This window comes from Vibrio sp. FF266 (assembly GCF_041439695.1).
Lineage (GTDB): Bacteria > Pseudomonadota > Gammaproteobacteria > Enterobacterales > Vibrionaceae > Vibrio > Vibrio tasmaniensis_A.
Genome location: NZ_JBGOOO010000001.1, coordinates 176,383 through 190,781, shown reverse-complemented (window position 1 = coordinate 190,781; position 14,399 = coordinate 176,383). Strand labels below are relative to the sequence as shown.

Here is a 14,399-nt window from a genome sequence, read left to right as displayed (position 1 = left end):
CCAAAAACAACCTAACTAGGACTGCTGATGGAGTTACCTGTTTTACTCGCTATTCTTGCCACCATCGCGGTGGGTACCTATTTTCAAACTGTCACCGGATTTGGCCTCGGTATCATCGTGATTGGTTTAACGGTTAGCCTTAATCTGGTTTCCTTACCCGTTATAGCCGCTGTGGTCAGTATTGTGACCTTGTTCAATTGCTTGGTCGCATTGATGGGTAAGCCACTGCTTGGGGAACTCAAGATTCTGGTGGTGTTGGTCATCGGTATTATTCCCGGCGTTTCGATGGGGGTGTACTTGCTGGACGAGTTAAGCGATTCGGCAACGCATATTCTCCGAGGACTATTGGGTGCGATGGTGCTATTCGCAGGTTTGAGTTTTATGTTCAAACCTAAAACCAGAAAGGACCGTTCGGCAACGGTAACTTTCTTGTTATCTGGTTTTAGTTCTGGGCTCGCGGGTGGGTTATTTGGGATGGCAGGTCCACCGATTGTTTATCATCTCTATCGGCAACCTTTTTCTCTCGATCTGGTGCGAAGCACACTGCTGATGGTGTTCGCTTGTACGTCGATGTCACGTACGGTCAATGTCTACGCTGCAGGCGACATGGAACAGAGCATACTGTGGCTATCTGCTATTGCTGTTCCCTTGGTGGCGCTTGTCACGATGTTTGCTCGACGTTTCCCACCACCGTTGTCCAATGATCAACTCAGAAAGCTGGTGTTTATTGTGTTGATGTTGATTGGTGGGTACTTGATGGCGGTCTCTGCATGGTCGTTGTTTTTGGCTTAGAACGTTTTCTTTATCAAAATTATCTTTGAAGGAGGAGGGCTTGATTCTCGTTTAATGCTTGACGACACCCTCCTCACTGACACGTCAGCGCTTTAGCATCTCAAAGATGTTCCTACATAGCCCGAACAAGCAGCTCTCTTGTACGTCCAAGGTAATGTTGTTGCGGTAGTACGGGCTCAAATCCACTCCCATCCCCACGCCATGAATCTCAATTCCGTTTTTGGTCGACTCACGTTCAATGACTTGTTTGAGGTGGTTATCCAAATAGAACTGATCGTTGGCAGTGCTGGTGGCGGTATCCATTGGGCAGCCGTCTGAGAACACGATCAAAACCTTTCTTTGAGCAGTGTGCTGTTGCAACCGCTGGCTAGCGAACTGCACCGCTTCGCCATCAATCCCCTCTTTAAAGACGTCTGCTTTACGAAGACTCGCAATGCCAAGGCGAGATCGTCTCCAATGCGTATCAAAACCCTTAAACACGATGTGCCGAACTTCGTTCAAGCGGCCTGGGTGTTTTGGTTGGCCTTGTTTAAGCCACTGCCGATAAACCTTGCCACCGTTCCAGTTGTTGGTAGTGAAGCCAATGATCTCAAATGGGATATCAGCCAATCCTACGGATTTGAGAATGGTGTCCATCAGCAGACTTAGCTTGTGACTGTGCTTTTGCATTGAGCCTGAGCAGTCCATCAAAAACGTGATAGCACATTGATGAGATGCACCGATATCAGGTTGATAAAAGACAGTGCGATCCAATGGCGACGTGATGAGCTTGGTGATGGTGGGGGCGTTAACAATGCCTTCTTCTAAATGGTCCTGACGTCGGTTCCTCTGTGGTGTGGCAACAAAGCTAGTAAGTATAGCGGCTAAACGGCGAGTATTGACTTGTCTCGCCATGATGTCATCGGTGAGCTTTTGTCTCAGTTCGAGTAATAGGGCGCGCCTGACGAGTTTGTCTGCTGAGATGACTTGATCAAATTCTGAATTGAAGACCTGATAATTGGCGCCCGACAACTCGAATACCTTGCTACTGCCTGTGATGTCGGTATCGACGTCTTGATCTTGAATGTCACCATCAACGATAAGGGCAAGCTGCGCTAGGATCTTGATGTCTTCCTCAACCGTTGGTGTCGGCGAGTTATTACTCTCTTGCTCTTGGTTAATGAGCTCTTGTGCTAGAGACGCAAGCTCATTGGCGCAGTGTGCAAACTGTTGTTGGTCGGTTCTATGTTGTTTTAAGCGCTTCAGGCTATGCCCAAAATTAGGCACGATGCCGGCGCGAATCGATTCAATGGTCTCAGCGATAGGCTCAGACACCGGAACGCCAGTTAAGCGGGTGTGAATCACTTGCATCAGAGTAAACAGCAACATGCCTATTCGTGATTCGGTAAAGCCATTTTGATGATATTGGTCGCTCCAATACGCAAAGTTGAATTGAATACTGGTGGTCACGCCTTTTAGATAAGGCGGGACTTGAGATTCTATTCGCACTTGTTCGCAGAAATCATATAACAGACGTTCGACTTCGTTTTTCGGTCTCAGTGAGTAGTGAAGTTCAGCGTCGGAAAGCAGCAGTCGCAGCGCTGATGAATCGATCTTGCCTTGCATTGAGAGCTTGCTGTTTGTTAACTCATGACGAGACACAAAGGTGAGATCGTTGGTGTGAGCAGACTGGTAATAACAGGGGCTATTGCCTTTATAGAGTCGTTCTCCCCGATAGTTCAGATCGAGTTCACCACTGATTGCTCTGGCGACAGACACACCAATATCGAGGATCTTTTTCTGCTGAGAAGAAACATTGGCCATGGTTTATGACTCCGAGTGCGAATAGTTTTGAGTATGCGCTTCCAAGGCTTCACCAAAGCAACGGAAATAGTATTCGCTAACCAGTTCTTTCTCTTCGTCTTCGCAGCGATTTAAGAATGAAAGCCTAAATGCCGTCGCTACATCGTCGAATATTTGGATGTTTTCAGCCCAAGTGAGCACTGTTCGCGGAGACATCACAGTCGAAAGGTCGCCAGCCCGAAACCCGTTACGCGTTAATCCTGCGGTCGCGATCATTTTCTCTACTAACTGCTGGCCACTTTCATTATTCAGATTTGAAAGCTTGGATAACACGATCTTGGTTTCATGTTGTGGGTCTAAATAGTTGAGCGTAGCGATGATGTTCCATCTATCTAATTGACTGTGGTTAAGCACTTGAGTACCCGAATACAAACCTGAAAAGTTACCCAAGCCAAGCGTGTTGCAGGTAGCAAACAGGCGAAAAGAAGGGTGAGGTGTGATCACTCGGTTTTGTTCTAAAGAGGTGTATTTCCCGTCTTGCTCTAATAGTTGTTGAATCACAAACATCACGTCAGGACGACCAGCGTCGTACTCATCTAACACCAGTGCGATGGGTTGTTGAATGCTCTGAGGAAGAATGCCTTCTTTAAACTCTGTTACCTGCATTCCGTCTTTAATGACGATGCTGTCTTTACCTATGAAATCCAATCGACTCAGGTGTCCGTCTAGGTTGATCCTCAAACACGGCCAATTCAATCTCGCGGCAATTTGCTCAATGTGAGAAGACTTGCCCGTTCCGTGCGTGCCTTGTATCAATGTGCGACGATTGGAGGTGAACCCTGCCAATATAGCCAGCGTCACTTCGGGGTCAAAACAGTAATTAGGATCGACTCTCGGCACATATTCACCCGGATGTTCAAATGCCATCACCGTTAGGTTACTGTCGATGCCAAAGCGTTCTCTCACGCTTACCGGCTGCGTTGGTACCAATTCCGCCTCTTTCATCATATTTCCCTCTATATAGCTCATCACTTGTCGCTGCTATCGCGATATGTCATCGATTATTAACAGCTCCAGTTAAGTTAACGGCACTTTTTGTACGAAAAACTACCAATAATGTGATCCGGTTTTATTAATTAGAATGAATTGTTCCAATTTAATATAAAAAGTTGACGCGCAAAAATTCTACTACTAAGGTGAAAATGAATTCGAAAAAGAGACAATTCATTCCGAAAAATGAAATTTTGGTTAACTCAAGGAGAATGGAAGAATGAGCGAGCAAGAAAAACGTACGGTTGTTTCCGGCACAGTAACAATGACACCATCAGAAGCGTTCGTTGAAACTATGGTTGCTAATGATGTTACCGATATGTTCGGCATCATGGGGTCGGCATTTATGGACGCAATGGATATCTTTGCTCCTGCTGGCATTCGATTGGTCCCAGTAGTACACGAGCAAGGCGCTGCCCACATGGCAGATGGTTACTCCCGTGTATCGGGTCGCCACGGTGTAGTCATCGGGCAAAATGGCCCGGGTATCAGTAACTGTGTAACAGCAATTGCAGCTGCGTTCTGGGCACATAGCCCGGTCGTAATTGTGACGCCAGAGACAGGCACTAAAACAATGGGCTTAGGTGGTTTCCAAGAATGTAACCAGCTTCCAATGTTCCAAGAGTTCACTAAGTATCAAGGACACGTAACGCACCCAGATCGTATGGCGGAATACACAGGCCGATGCTTCGACCGTGCGATGAGCGAAATGGGTCCAACTCAGCTAAATATTCCTCGTGACTACTTCTACGGTGAAACTCAAACTGAAATCCCTAAACCAGCGCGTTTAGACCGTGGTCCTGGTGGTGAGAAATCTCTGAATGAAGCAGCAGACTTGATAGCTGAAGCGAAATTCCCAGTCATCATTTCCGGTGGCGGTGTGGTAATGGCTGATGCAGTTCAAGAGTGTGCGGCATTAGCAGAAAGACTAGGTGCACCTGTAGTGAACAGCTACCTACACAATGACTCTTTCCCTGCGAGTCACCCATTATGGTGTGGTCCTTTAGGCTACCAAGGTTCGAAAGCAGCAATGAAATTGATGGCTCAAGCGGATGTGGTTATCGCTTTGGGTACACGTCTTGGTCCATTTGGTACCTTGCCTCAACATGGCATGGACTACTGGCCGAAGAACGCGAAAATCATTCAGATTGATGCAGACAACAAGATGCTTGGTCTGGTTAAGAAGATTTCGGTTGGTATCTGTGGTGATGCAAAAGCAGCAGCGGTTGCTCTATCTGAAAGGTTGGAAGGTCGTGCACTGTTGTGTGATGACAACAAAGGCGCTCGCCAAGATACCGTCGCTACAGAAAAAGCACTTTGGGAAAAAGAGCTTGATGAGTGGACACACGAACGTGACTCGTTCAGCTTAGATATGATTGAGGAAAACTCACACGAGACTCCGTTCTCTGGTGGTGAATACCTACACCCACGCCAAGTACTGCGTGAGCTAGAAAAAGCGATGCCTGAAGACGTTATGGTCTCGACGGATATCGGTAACATCAACTCAGTGGCAAACAGCTACTTACGCTTTGAAAAACCACGCAGCTTCTTTGCTGCAATGAGTTTCGGTAACTGTGGTTACGCATTCCCGACCATCATTGGTGCGAAAGCTGCGGCACCTCATCGTCCCGCTATTTCATATGCAGGCGACGGTGCGTGGGGCATGAGCCTGATGGAAACCATGACATGTGTTCGCCATAACATTCCAGTGACAGCTGTGGTATTCCACAACCGTCAATGGGGTGCAGAGAAGAAGAACCAAGTCGACTTCTACAACCGACGCTTTGTTGCCGGTGAACTTGAAAACCAAAGCTTTGCAGAGATTGCACGAGCAATGGGTGCTGAAGGTATCACGGTTGATAAGCTAGAAGATGTAGGTCCAACCTTGCAAAAAGCCATCGACATGCAGATGAACGAAGGCAAAACAACCATCATTGAAATCATGTGTACTCAGGAATTGGGCGACCCGTTCCGCCGAGATGCACTATCAACACCGGTTCGTTTCCTAGATAAATACAAAGATTACGTATAAGTCATAGGAAGTTTGTCCGGCCACCGCATTATAAAGAGCGTGGTCGGGCAATATTAACGGGTATTGGCAAAGTGCTTAAGTGAAGAACGTAAACGCTTAGTTCAATAATTTCTACTTAAACATTAGAACACTAATTAAATGTTCCGTCGGTACATAGGTGGTTCTAGCTATATAAACTTTGTTACTCGCTATTATTAATCGACCATTAACTCATAGCGCCTTAGCGAATGGTTCTATTACTGATACTTGTTTATGAATATATATACCTATTATCATTTTAGAAAAATACAATAACGACACTCGTTGACTATTGATCAATCGTTATTATTGGTTGGTTTTTATCATCGATTGATAGGGTTGTTGATATTTGGATTTTTCCGGATTTAAATTAAGTGAATCGTAGTATGCATGTTGTTAAAAATAAACGTTATATAAGTTCAATAGAAGAACTGTATGAAATAATCGATTCGCTAATTGCTGAGTGTAGTGGACATCGTGGTTTAATTTATAACGTGTGTGATTATGAAAATAATAACCTGATGCCAAGCTTAGGTCGCTCAAATCGAAAGAATATTCGCCGTGTCGAACAAGAGCTTCTCTCGACCGTGAGAATTTATGGCGGGCATTCGTTGAATGCACACGAGATAAACGATTGGTTATTGATGTGTTTAGCCAAGAAACAGGGGTTTCCAACCCGTTTACTTGAGTGGACAGATAACCTGGTAAATGCGTTGTGGTCTGTGTGTCATAGCCAAAGCAAAGACTGTATCAATATTATTAAAGCCATTGATTATCATAAGGTTAGTGTTTTTAACTCACCCTGTGACTTCAATAAGACTCAGATATTCAATGTGGCTGATTGTGATCAGCAAGAGCCACGCAAGGACAAGTGGTATTCCATTCACCCATTTAAGGAAGGTGGCAATGATGCCATTCAGCCTTTGTACGATGAGAAAGAATATTCAAACGGTCTAGTGTCCGTTCATATTCTTCCATCAGCGAAAGTAAACCTGATAAAGGAATTAACCTCCATGAATGTTTTAAATGAACCGACAGAATATATTGAAGAGAAACTGGCTGATTTGAAAAATGAAGCCCATGTAGATAACAATCAAGCAATTAATAAAGGTGAGGGTAATATCGAATTACAAGTTAATACTCATGATCGCCAGCTTGAACAGTATGGCAGAAAGTACCATCAAGATTTTGACTTCGACTAAAGTCTAATATTTATAATTATTTTATTTAGACCTCGTATAAATCTAGTGAGTGACTGTGTAAATAAAATTAGAACACTAATTAATTTATAAAAAGATGAAATCTGTGAGCTTAAAGATTGTTTATAAAGTAACTCGAAGTTAGAGTGGCGAAGCTTGTTATCAAGTTGTTAAATTTCACAGATCTAGTTTAAACACTCTAATAAAAAAGTGGCGCAAAGCTACTGAAATTTAAACCAATAACGAAAACATAAAGGATTCTGGAATATGAATATGCAAACCAATGCAGCGACATTCGTGCTGGAAAACCAAGTCGACACCGCCTTTTTACAGTCTTTTAGTGATGCATGGAATAACCATGATATTGAAGCGCTAATGTCGTTTATGACCGAAGACTGTGTCTTCCACACCGTGGCAGGAGAAGGCGAACTTGGAAACACTATCGAAGGGTACGAAGCCGTTCGCAATAGCTTTGAATTGGTTTGGCAGAACTTTCCAGATGCAGCCTGGAGCGACCCTGTCCACTTTGTGTGTGGTGACCGCGCAGTGAGTGAATCAACGTTCTCTGCAACTAACCCTGATGGCACTGTCATCGAAGCTCGTATGGTTGATGTGTTTACCCTGAAAGAGGGAAAAATCAGCGTAAAAAATGCCTTCCGTAAAACACGACCTCTTTTGACTCCCAGCAATACTCCCAAGAGCTAGACACGAAATCGCACCCCGTTCACGTGTTATGACTAGGAGAGTCGAATTATGAGTTTAGTAATGGAACAACCGGCAGCCGATGTGCCGCCAAAGGTGACAAGCACCCAAGCAAAAGAAAGCACCCAAGCACAAGATAAATACGATCCAAAATACGATCCACTTAAAGACAAGAGCCCCGGTCACGGTAAGGAATACGCCCCGACTTATTGGGTAGATACCGCAGGTGCACCACCTGAAGATGATGGCCCAATTACATCGGATATGGATGTCGATGTGGCGATAATCGGTTCAGGCTACACAGGCCTAAGTACCGCGATACACCTTGCTGAAATGTACGGCATTAAAGCGACTGTGATTGAAGCTAACCGTATGAGTTGGGGCTGCAGTACCCGAAATGGTGGTCAGGCTCAGTGTGCGTCAGGACGTTTGAAGCGTTCTCAGTGGATTGAACGCTGGGGACTCGAAACCGCGCTAAAAATGCACCGCGAATGCGTCGATGGCATGAACACATTTAAATCTCTAATCAAAGACATTGATTGTGACCCGCAGCCGGGTGGCCACTTATACGTTGCTCACCGTCCAAAAGTGATGGCAACACTCGAGAAAGAAGCCAAGTTGCTGCGTGACACGTTCGATTACGATGCGCAGATCTTAGATGCGGAAACCGTAAAACGTGATTACGTTGGTGATCAAGAAGCGGCAGGCGCAATGCATGAGCCAGAAGGTATTGGTATCCATGCTGGGAAACTGGCGTTTGGTTATCTAAGAAAGGCGAGAGCACTCGGTGTAAAAGTTCACCCAGCAAGCCCTGTGATGGGTTGGGAAACACGTAACGGTGTGCATTACCTGAAAACGCCAGGTGGTGTGGTTAAGGCTCGTTCTGTCGGTGTTTGTACCGGCGGATACACAAGCCAAGGTTTGCATTCAGAGCTTAAGAATCGCCTATTCCCCGTACTTTCTAACTCGATGGTGACGCGTCCGTTAACTCAAGACGAAATCGCCGCGTGTAACTTTAAAACCAATCAGGTGATTACTGATACCAGAATTCTGCGTCATTACTACCGTTTGTTACCGGATAACCGAGTGCAAATTGGTACACGCAGTGCCATCAGTGGCAAGAATGCACCTGAAAAGAAATACGAAGATATGTTGAGAGCGGATTTAACCCGAAAATTCCCTTCTCTCGATCAGATCAAAATCGATTATTCATGGTGGGGTTGGGTGGATGTTAGCCACGACATGATGCCAAGAATCTATCAGCCGAATCCAAAGCAATCCATATTCTACGCACTAGGGTATGGCGGCAATGGTGTGATGTACTCCGCTCAAGCAGGCAAGCGCCTTGCCCAGTGGATCGCAGGTGAAGGTCATAAGCTTGACTTGCCAATATTTGAATCAAAACTTCCGTTCCCCAACGTGAGGGAAGTGGTGGAATCTGAGATGTTTGCACCATTTCGAAGAGTAGGGCAACAGTTCCTTTATCAGTGGTATTCGTTAAAGGATGAAGTGCTTTAACTACTCGAACATTGTTTCCAAAATAGGGAAATAGAACTACGACCAGGAAAGTTGTACCAGGTCACCTTGTGAGCAAAGTACAGGCAGGACGTCTGTATGATATGAAAGGTTAAGACTATGAAATTGATTAAAAATAAAATTATTGCTGGCGTCACAATTGTAGCAACAGCGATGCTATCTCATACCGCGGCAGCAGCAAATTTTAAAATGGCTATCGGCGATGCTGCTGGTGGTACGCAGTGGGAATTAGCGACATCATTTTCTGAATTGATGGAGCAAAAAACAGACGGTAAAGTCAAAATCGACCTGTTCCCGAATGGTCAATTGGGTAATGAGCAAGACACCGTGAACGACGCGGCAATCGGTCTTCTCGACTTCTCTGTATTGGCGATCAACAACGTGACGCCTTTCTCTCCAACGGTTGGTCTATTGACCATGCCTTATGTTATTCAAAGTGCAGAAGAAGCGGTGCTATTAACTCAAGGCCAAGTGGGTCAAGACCTTGTCGATAACACCATTCGTGATGCAGGCGTTCGTATCGTTGGTTGGGCTTATTCTGGTTTTAGAGTTCTGACTAACTCTAAAAAGTCAGTGGCTTCACCAGAGGATCTAAAAGGACTAGTGATTCGTGTTCCTCGTAACGAAATCATGATTGCTTCTTACCAAGCATGGGGCGTAAACCCAACACCAATGGCATGGTCAGAAACATTTACTGGCCTACAGCAAGGCGTGGTTGATGGTCAAGACAACCCATACATCACTGTGCATGCGATGAAGTTCAATGAAGTACAAAAGTACGTCACAAACCTTCGCTACATCTTCTCTCTTGAGCCGCTAATCGTCAGTGAAACTGTCTTCCAACAACAAACGCCTGAAATGCAAAAGATCATTCTTGAAGCGGGTCAGGAAGCGACAGAGCACAGCTTTGCATACTTAGAAAATACTGAAAACAAGATCCGTGAAGAACTGCAAGCAAAAGGCATGGTCTTCACTGACCCAGCAGACAACGAGCAAGAGTGGATCAGCAAAGTCACTAAGTCAGTTTGGCCTAAGTTCTATTCAAGCATTGGAGGCAAAGACAAGCTAGACGACGTTCTTGAGTTACTAGGTAGAAAGTAACAATTAGATACGCCCTATCTGCTGTTCTCCGCTACTTAATCACCTAGCGATAGAACAGTGAGATAGGGCATTTACATGGCTTTACTCGTTGATCTGTTCTGTACCTGATCTTTTTAGGACCGTGAGCGACTGGTTGTCATGTAGAAATCAACATTGGAGGTTATATGTCAGTCGCTAAAACAATAAAAAAGCACCTTAACAACATTGAGGAATATACCTGTTGTCTGCTGCTCGCAAGCTTTGTCCTATTGCTATTCACACAAATCATTACTCGTCAGTTCTTTGATTACTCCATACCTTGGGGTGATGAAGTGGCCACTTACATGTTCGTTTGGTTTGCTTACTTGGGAGCTGTTGTAGCGGCCAAAATGTCGGCTCATAACCGAGTGAGCTTTCACTTCAAATTCTTTCCGCCAATCGTACAAACCGTTAGCGAAACCATCGCTGACTTCTTATGGCTCTGCTTCAACGGTTACTTTGTTTACCTCAGTTACGACTTCGTGTTTAACAAAATGAACCTGTTTTGGAAATCTCAAACCACAGGCATCCCGATGAAGTATTTCTACATGATTTTACCTATCGCGTTTTCCCTAATGATGATTCGAATTATCTGGAACAACTACGAGCGTTTATTCAAAGGCGCAACCAACGAAGATCCAGAAGTCAAAGAGCTGCGAAAAATGACGGCACAAAAGTCAGCGCAGTAGTCATCACAGAGAATAGTCGTAATAGAGAGATGTAATAATGGAATCCTATTTAACTCTAATTTTATTTGGTGGCTTCTTAACCCTGTTAATTCTGGGTGCACCAATCACAGTATCACTGGCCGGCGCTTCAATGGCGGCCTATATGTTGCTCGACAAAAATCCCATCGCTTTGGTACAAATTGCGTTTACTTCGGTGGGTAACTTCCCATTAATGGCGCTGCCAGCCTTTGTTCTTGCTGGCGCACTAATGGAGGCGGCGGGGATCTCCAAACGTCTGGTGGATATCGCCGAAAGCTTGGCCGGGCCCGTAACGGGTGGCCTTGGCGCGGCAACGGTAATGGCGTGTCTTTTCTTTGGCGCTATCTCGGGTTCAAGCCCTGCAACAACCGCCGCGGTGGGTATGTTAATGGTGCCCGCGATGGTTAAGCGAGACTACGATAAGAGCTACGCATCGGCAGTAACGGCCGCATCAGGTGGCTTGGGCATCATCATTCCGCCATCCATTCCTTTGGTTATTTTCGGCATTTCTGCGATGGGCTTAATGGCACCGCCAGAAGCCATTGCTCAGCATGGGCAGTTTGCTTCTTTGTCTATTCCAAAACTGTTTGTTGCTGGGGTTGTGCCGGGTTTCATTATGGCGTCGACGCTAGTGGTCACTAACTATTTCATTGCTAAGCGTGAAGGCTATAAAGGGCTAACCGAAACATGGTCGTTTGGTGATGTAAGGCATTACTTGCGTCGCGGTTTATGGTCGATATTAGCGCCATTCCTGATTCTTGGTGGTATCTACAGCGGTATGTTCACACCAACAGAGTCTGCGGTTGTGGCGATTTTTTATTCGCTATTTGTGGGTATGTTTATTCACCGAGAATTATCGTTCAAAAGCGTGATGAAATCTTTGTCGACCACCACATGGATCACTGGGCGTGTATTGTTAATCCTTTTTGCTGCCACCGTGTTCGGACGTTTGTTGATTGAGCAAAAAATCCCAGTAGTGGTTGCCGAGTCCCTACTCAGCTTTACCGACAACATGTACATGGTGTGGGCGTTAACGATCACTTTGCTGCTGTTCATCGGCATGTTCATGGAAACCTTGGCGGCGATCATGATCATTGTGCCAGTGCTGTTGCCAATCATGTACATGCTGGGCGCCGATCCTACCCACGTTGGTATCGTGGTGGTGTGTACGCTCTCGATAGGTTTTGCTACACCACCGCTCGGTGAAAATATCTTTGTCGCCTCGGGGATCGGTGGCTCTACGGTCGAGCAGATCACCGCGAAGATCCATCCCTTTGTACTTGCATCTGTCGTAGGCGTTTTCGTTATCGCTTTCTTCCCACAAATCACGCTTTGGCTACCGTCCTTAGTCGGCTATTAGGAGACACAACGATGAATCTATCCAGAATAATCCTTATAAGTTGCGCCTTGTTTGCTGTGGTCAGCGGCATTGGATTACGTGCAGAGCATTCAGAAGTCGAGAAAGAGATAAAGCCAGTCAATGTGCTCGATATCTCTGAGCCACATGTGGTCAGTGACGCTGAAAGAAGAGCTAAAACCTTGTTGGCGAAAGCGGTGGTGCACGTTCAAAAAGAAGGTGACGACAGCGTGAAAGACTTCATGAGTGATGCCGAATATATAGACGGTGAGCTCTATGTGTTTGCTCTTGGTATTGATGGCCAATTCCTTGCCAGTGGCGGATCTTCTATGGTGCTGGTGGGCGACAGTGTGTTGGATACCCAAGACGTTTACGGCAATCCTTTTTTCCGTGAAATGATTACCAAAGCGGTACACAAGGGTTTTGGTGAAGTGAAGTATCACTGGACCAACCCAACCGATCGCATGGGTGAGCCGAAAACGACTTTCTTTGAGCGTGTCGGCGATGTGATTGTCGCTGTGGGTTATTACCCAGAACGTTCCAGTGCTGCTGAGGCTAAGAATTTATTGGCGAGAGCCATGACCGCGATAGTGGAGTCAGAACAAGAGAGTTTAACGGAGTTCAATGACGCCGAAGGAAGTTTTGTAGAAGGAGACTTATATGTGTTTGTGATGGATATGAGCTCTGGAAAACTGCTCGCGCATGGCGTGTCTCCTGAGCTTGTTGGGCGTTCACACAACGAAATTCTAAGCCCTGACGATAAGCCGATTCTCACTGAGATGTTAAACCTAGCCAAAGAAAATGGCCGAGGCGTTTATACCTATCAATGGTTAAACCCGTTGTCGAGCAAAGTGGAAACCAAGCACACTTACTATCGAGTGATCGACAATAAGCTGGTTGGTGTTGGTTATTACACAAATTCAAACAACACGTAAAAGTGTGTCTAATGAGCTCTCAGCCCAATTAGATAAAGGGCTAGGGGCGGAAATTCCGGTTTGTGTAAAAAATCAATTTAGTAAAATTCACACTGTGAAATTTTTGTTGTGAAATTGTTTAAAAAATACAAGTAGTATGAAATACATGGAAGCCACACAGTAAAGAACACATTTGAAAAGGGTCAATCAGGATTTTTGACCTACATGAAATTCAAAGCCGTAAGAGGGAAAGATTATGAATATGCTGACACTAGACAAAACAGAACTTCACAGAAACCATTCAACATTTATTGCTGAAGCTGTCTTTGCCGTAGAAATGGTGAAAGCAGACAAGCAACTCGAAAAACAAAAAATGGCGAAACAGTTGCTTGATACTCTATTTCCTCTAGAGACGGGTTCACATGAAGATGTAGTGAGCTACGAGATCGATTACCGACACGTTCAGGTTTACTTCAAGAATGGCGAACATACTGGACTGAAACGCGCTAAACACTTTGTGGCTTACACAGGTGATAAATCTAAGCCTTCAGCAATCCTATTCCGTGATGAAAGCGGTACGCACGTTGAAGTGACAATCGGCGCTCGTAAAGGCACAGGCCGCCTGGAGTTGGTTGATATTCAAGATATCCAATTAGAGACATGCACCACGTTTGGTCAAACTGAGGCGAGCCGTTCTTCTGGCATCCGTCACTGGGTGAGCTTAGTAAAAGGCGATGAAAGTGGCCGCCCGAATGCATCAAGTGAAGACAAAGAGTTCACGGCGAAAAATGGTGAAGACTATAACCTCGGTTTTTGCTTCGCAATCTAACGTACTGTCTTTGAAATGTGCAGTGCTGATCTGTGAGACGCAGCACTGACATTTGAACACTGATTTCTCTTTTACCTTTGGTAACTTTCCCCGCCCCTATAGCGGGGCTTTTTTATTAGAGCTATAAGTAAATTGGCTGATTATTAAAATTATCTGCAAAAAGTTTGGATGTAATTTTACGGTTCGTCATTTTAATTTAAATTGTTGTATTTGAACGTTTTTATTCTTTTATTTTACTCTGTTTTTATTGGGTTAACTATCACTATCAACGGTGGTTTGGGTGACTATTGAGCTAAAACTCAGTCAAAATGCTTTGAGCTGTGCTATAATGTGCGCCTTGGGATTGAGCCAGTAAGTCCATT

12 protein-coding genes are annotated in these 14,399 nt (G+C 45.1%); 10 read left to right on the top strand and 2 right to left on the bottom strand.

Going from position 1 to position 14,399, the window contains the following annotated elements; translation table 11 throughout:
• Positions 1 to 27: 27 nt before the first annotated feature.
• The gene (locus ACED59_RS00865) at positions 28 to 792 is read left to right on the top strand and encodes a TSUP family transporter (protein WP_004731924.1); all 765 of its coding nucleotides are present in this window, start codon (positions 28 to 30) and stop codon (positions 790 to 792) included.
• A gap of 84 nt (positions 793 to 876) precedes the next feature.
• Here the strand turns inward: ACED59_RS00865 and ACED59_RS00860 are convergent, their stop codons facing one another.
• Both ACED59_RS00860 and ACED59_RS00855 read right to left on the bottom strand, forming a co-directional pair.
• Positions 877 to 2,595: a cobalamin biosynthesis protein CobT gene (locus ACED59_RS00860; RefSeq protein ID WP_371704850.1), complete on the bottom strand. Its 1,719-nt coding sequence runs from the start codon at positions 2,593 to 2,595 to the stop codon at positions 877 to 879.
• A gap of 3 nt (positions 2,596 to 2,598) precedes the next feature.
• Positions 2,599 to 3,582: an AAA family ATPase gene (locus ACED59_RS00855; RefSeq protein ID WP_017097760.1), complete on the bottom strand. Its 984-nt coding sequence runs from the start codon at positions 3,580 to 3,582 to the stop codon at positions 2,599 to 2,601.
• Between the two features lie 262 nt (positions 3,583 to 3,844).
• Here ACED59_RS00855 and xsc point away from each other — a divergent pair, with 262 nt between their 5' ends.
• The 9 genes from xsc to ACED59_RS00810 all read left to right on the top strand — a co-directional run bounded on the left by xsc (position 3,845) and on the right by ACED59_RS00810 (position 14,037).
• Entirely contained in the window at positions 3,845 to 5,656 is a 1,812-nt protein-coding gene (xsc, locus tag ACED59_RS00850; protein ID WP_004731917.1) for a sulfoacetaldehyde acetyltransferase, read from the top strand.
• A gap of 404 nt (positions 5,657 to 6,060) precedes the next feature.
• The gene (locus ACED59_RS00845) at positions 6,061 to 6,876 is read left to right on the top strand and encodes an FRG domain-containing protein (protein WP_009845773.1); all 816 of its coding nucleotides are present in this window, start codon (positions 6,061 to 6,063) and stop codon (positions 6,874 to 6,876) included.
• 264 nt (positions 6,877 to 7,140) lie between these two features.
• Positions 7,141 to 7,578, top strand: a complete 438-nt coding sequence (locus tag ACED59_RS00840; protein ID WP_009845772.1) for a nuclear transport factor 2 family protein — start codon at positions 7,141 to 7,143, stop codon at positions 7,576 to 7,578.
• Between the two features lie 48 nt (positions 7,579 to 7,626).
• Positions 7,627 to 9,093, top strand: a complete 1,467-nt coding sequence (locus ACED59_RS00835) for an FAD-binding oxidoreductase (protein WP_017097759.1) — start codon at positions 7,627 to 7,629, stop codon at positions 9,091 to 9,093.
• A gap of 117 nt (positions 9,094 to 9,210) precedes the next feature.
• Positions 9,211 to 10,212, top strand: coding sequence for a TRAP transporter substrate-binding protein (locus ACED59_RS00830; RefSeq protein ID WP_009845770.1), 1,002 nt, complete (start codon positions 9,211 to 9,213; stop codon positions 10,210 to 10,212).
• Positions 10,213 to 10,376: 164 nt separating this feature from the next.
• Positions 10,377 to 10,919 (top strand): TRAP transporter small permease, encoded by a 543-nt coding sequence (locus ACED59_RS00825; protein WP_017097758.1) that lies wholly within the window; start codon positions 10,377 to 10,379, stop codon positions 10,917 to 10,919.
• 37 nt (positions 10,920 to 10,956) lie between these two features.
• Positions 10,957 to 12,297, top strand: a complete 1,341-nt coding sequence (locus ACED59_RS00820) for a TRAP transporter large permease (protein ID WP_371704851.1) — start codon at positions 10,957 to 10,959, stop codon at positions 12,295 to 12,297.
• A gap of 11 nt (positions 12,298 to 12,308) precedes the next feature.
• Positions 12,309 to 13,229 carry a cache domain-containing protein gene (locus ACED59_RS00815; RefSeq protein ID WP_017097086.1) on the top strand — a complete coding sequence of 307 codons (921 nt, stop codon included), beginning with the start codon at positions 12,309 to 12,311 and terminating at the stop codon, positions 13,227 to 13,229.
• 235 nt (positions 13,230 to 13,464) lie between these two features.
• Positions 13,465 to 14,037, top strand: a complete 573-nt coding sequence (locus tag ACED59_RS00810) for a malate synthase (RefSeq protein ID WP_017064292.1) — start codon at positions 13,465 to 13,467, stop codon at positions 14,035 to 14,037.
• The last annotated feature ends 362 nt before the right edge of the window (positions 14,038 to 14,399 follow it).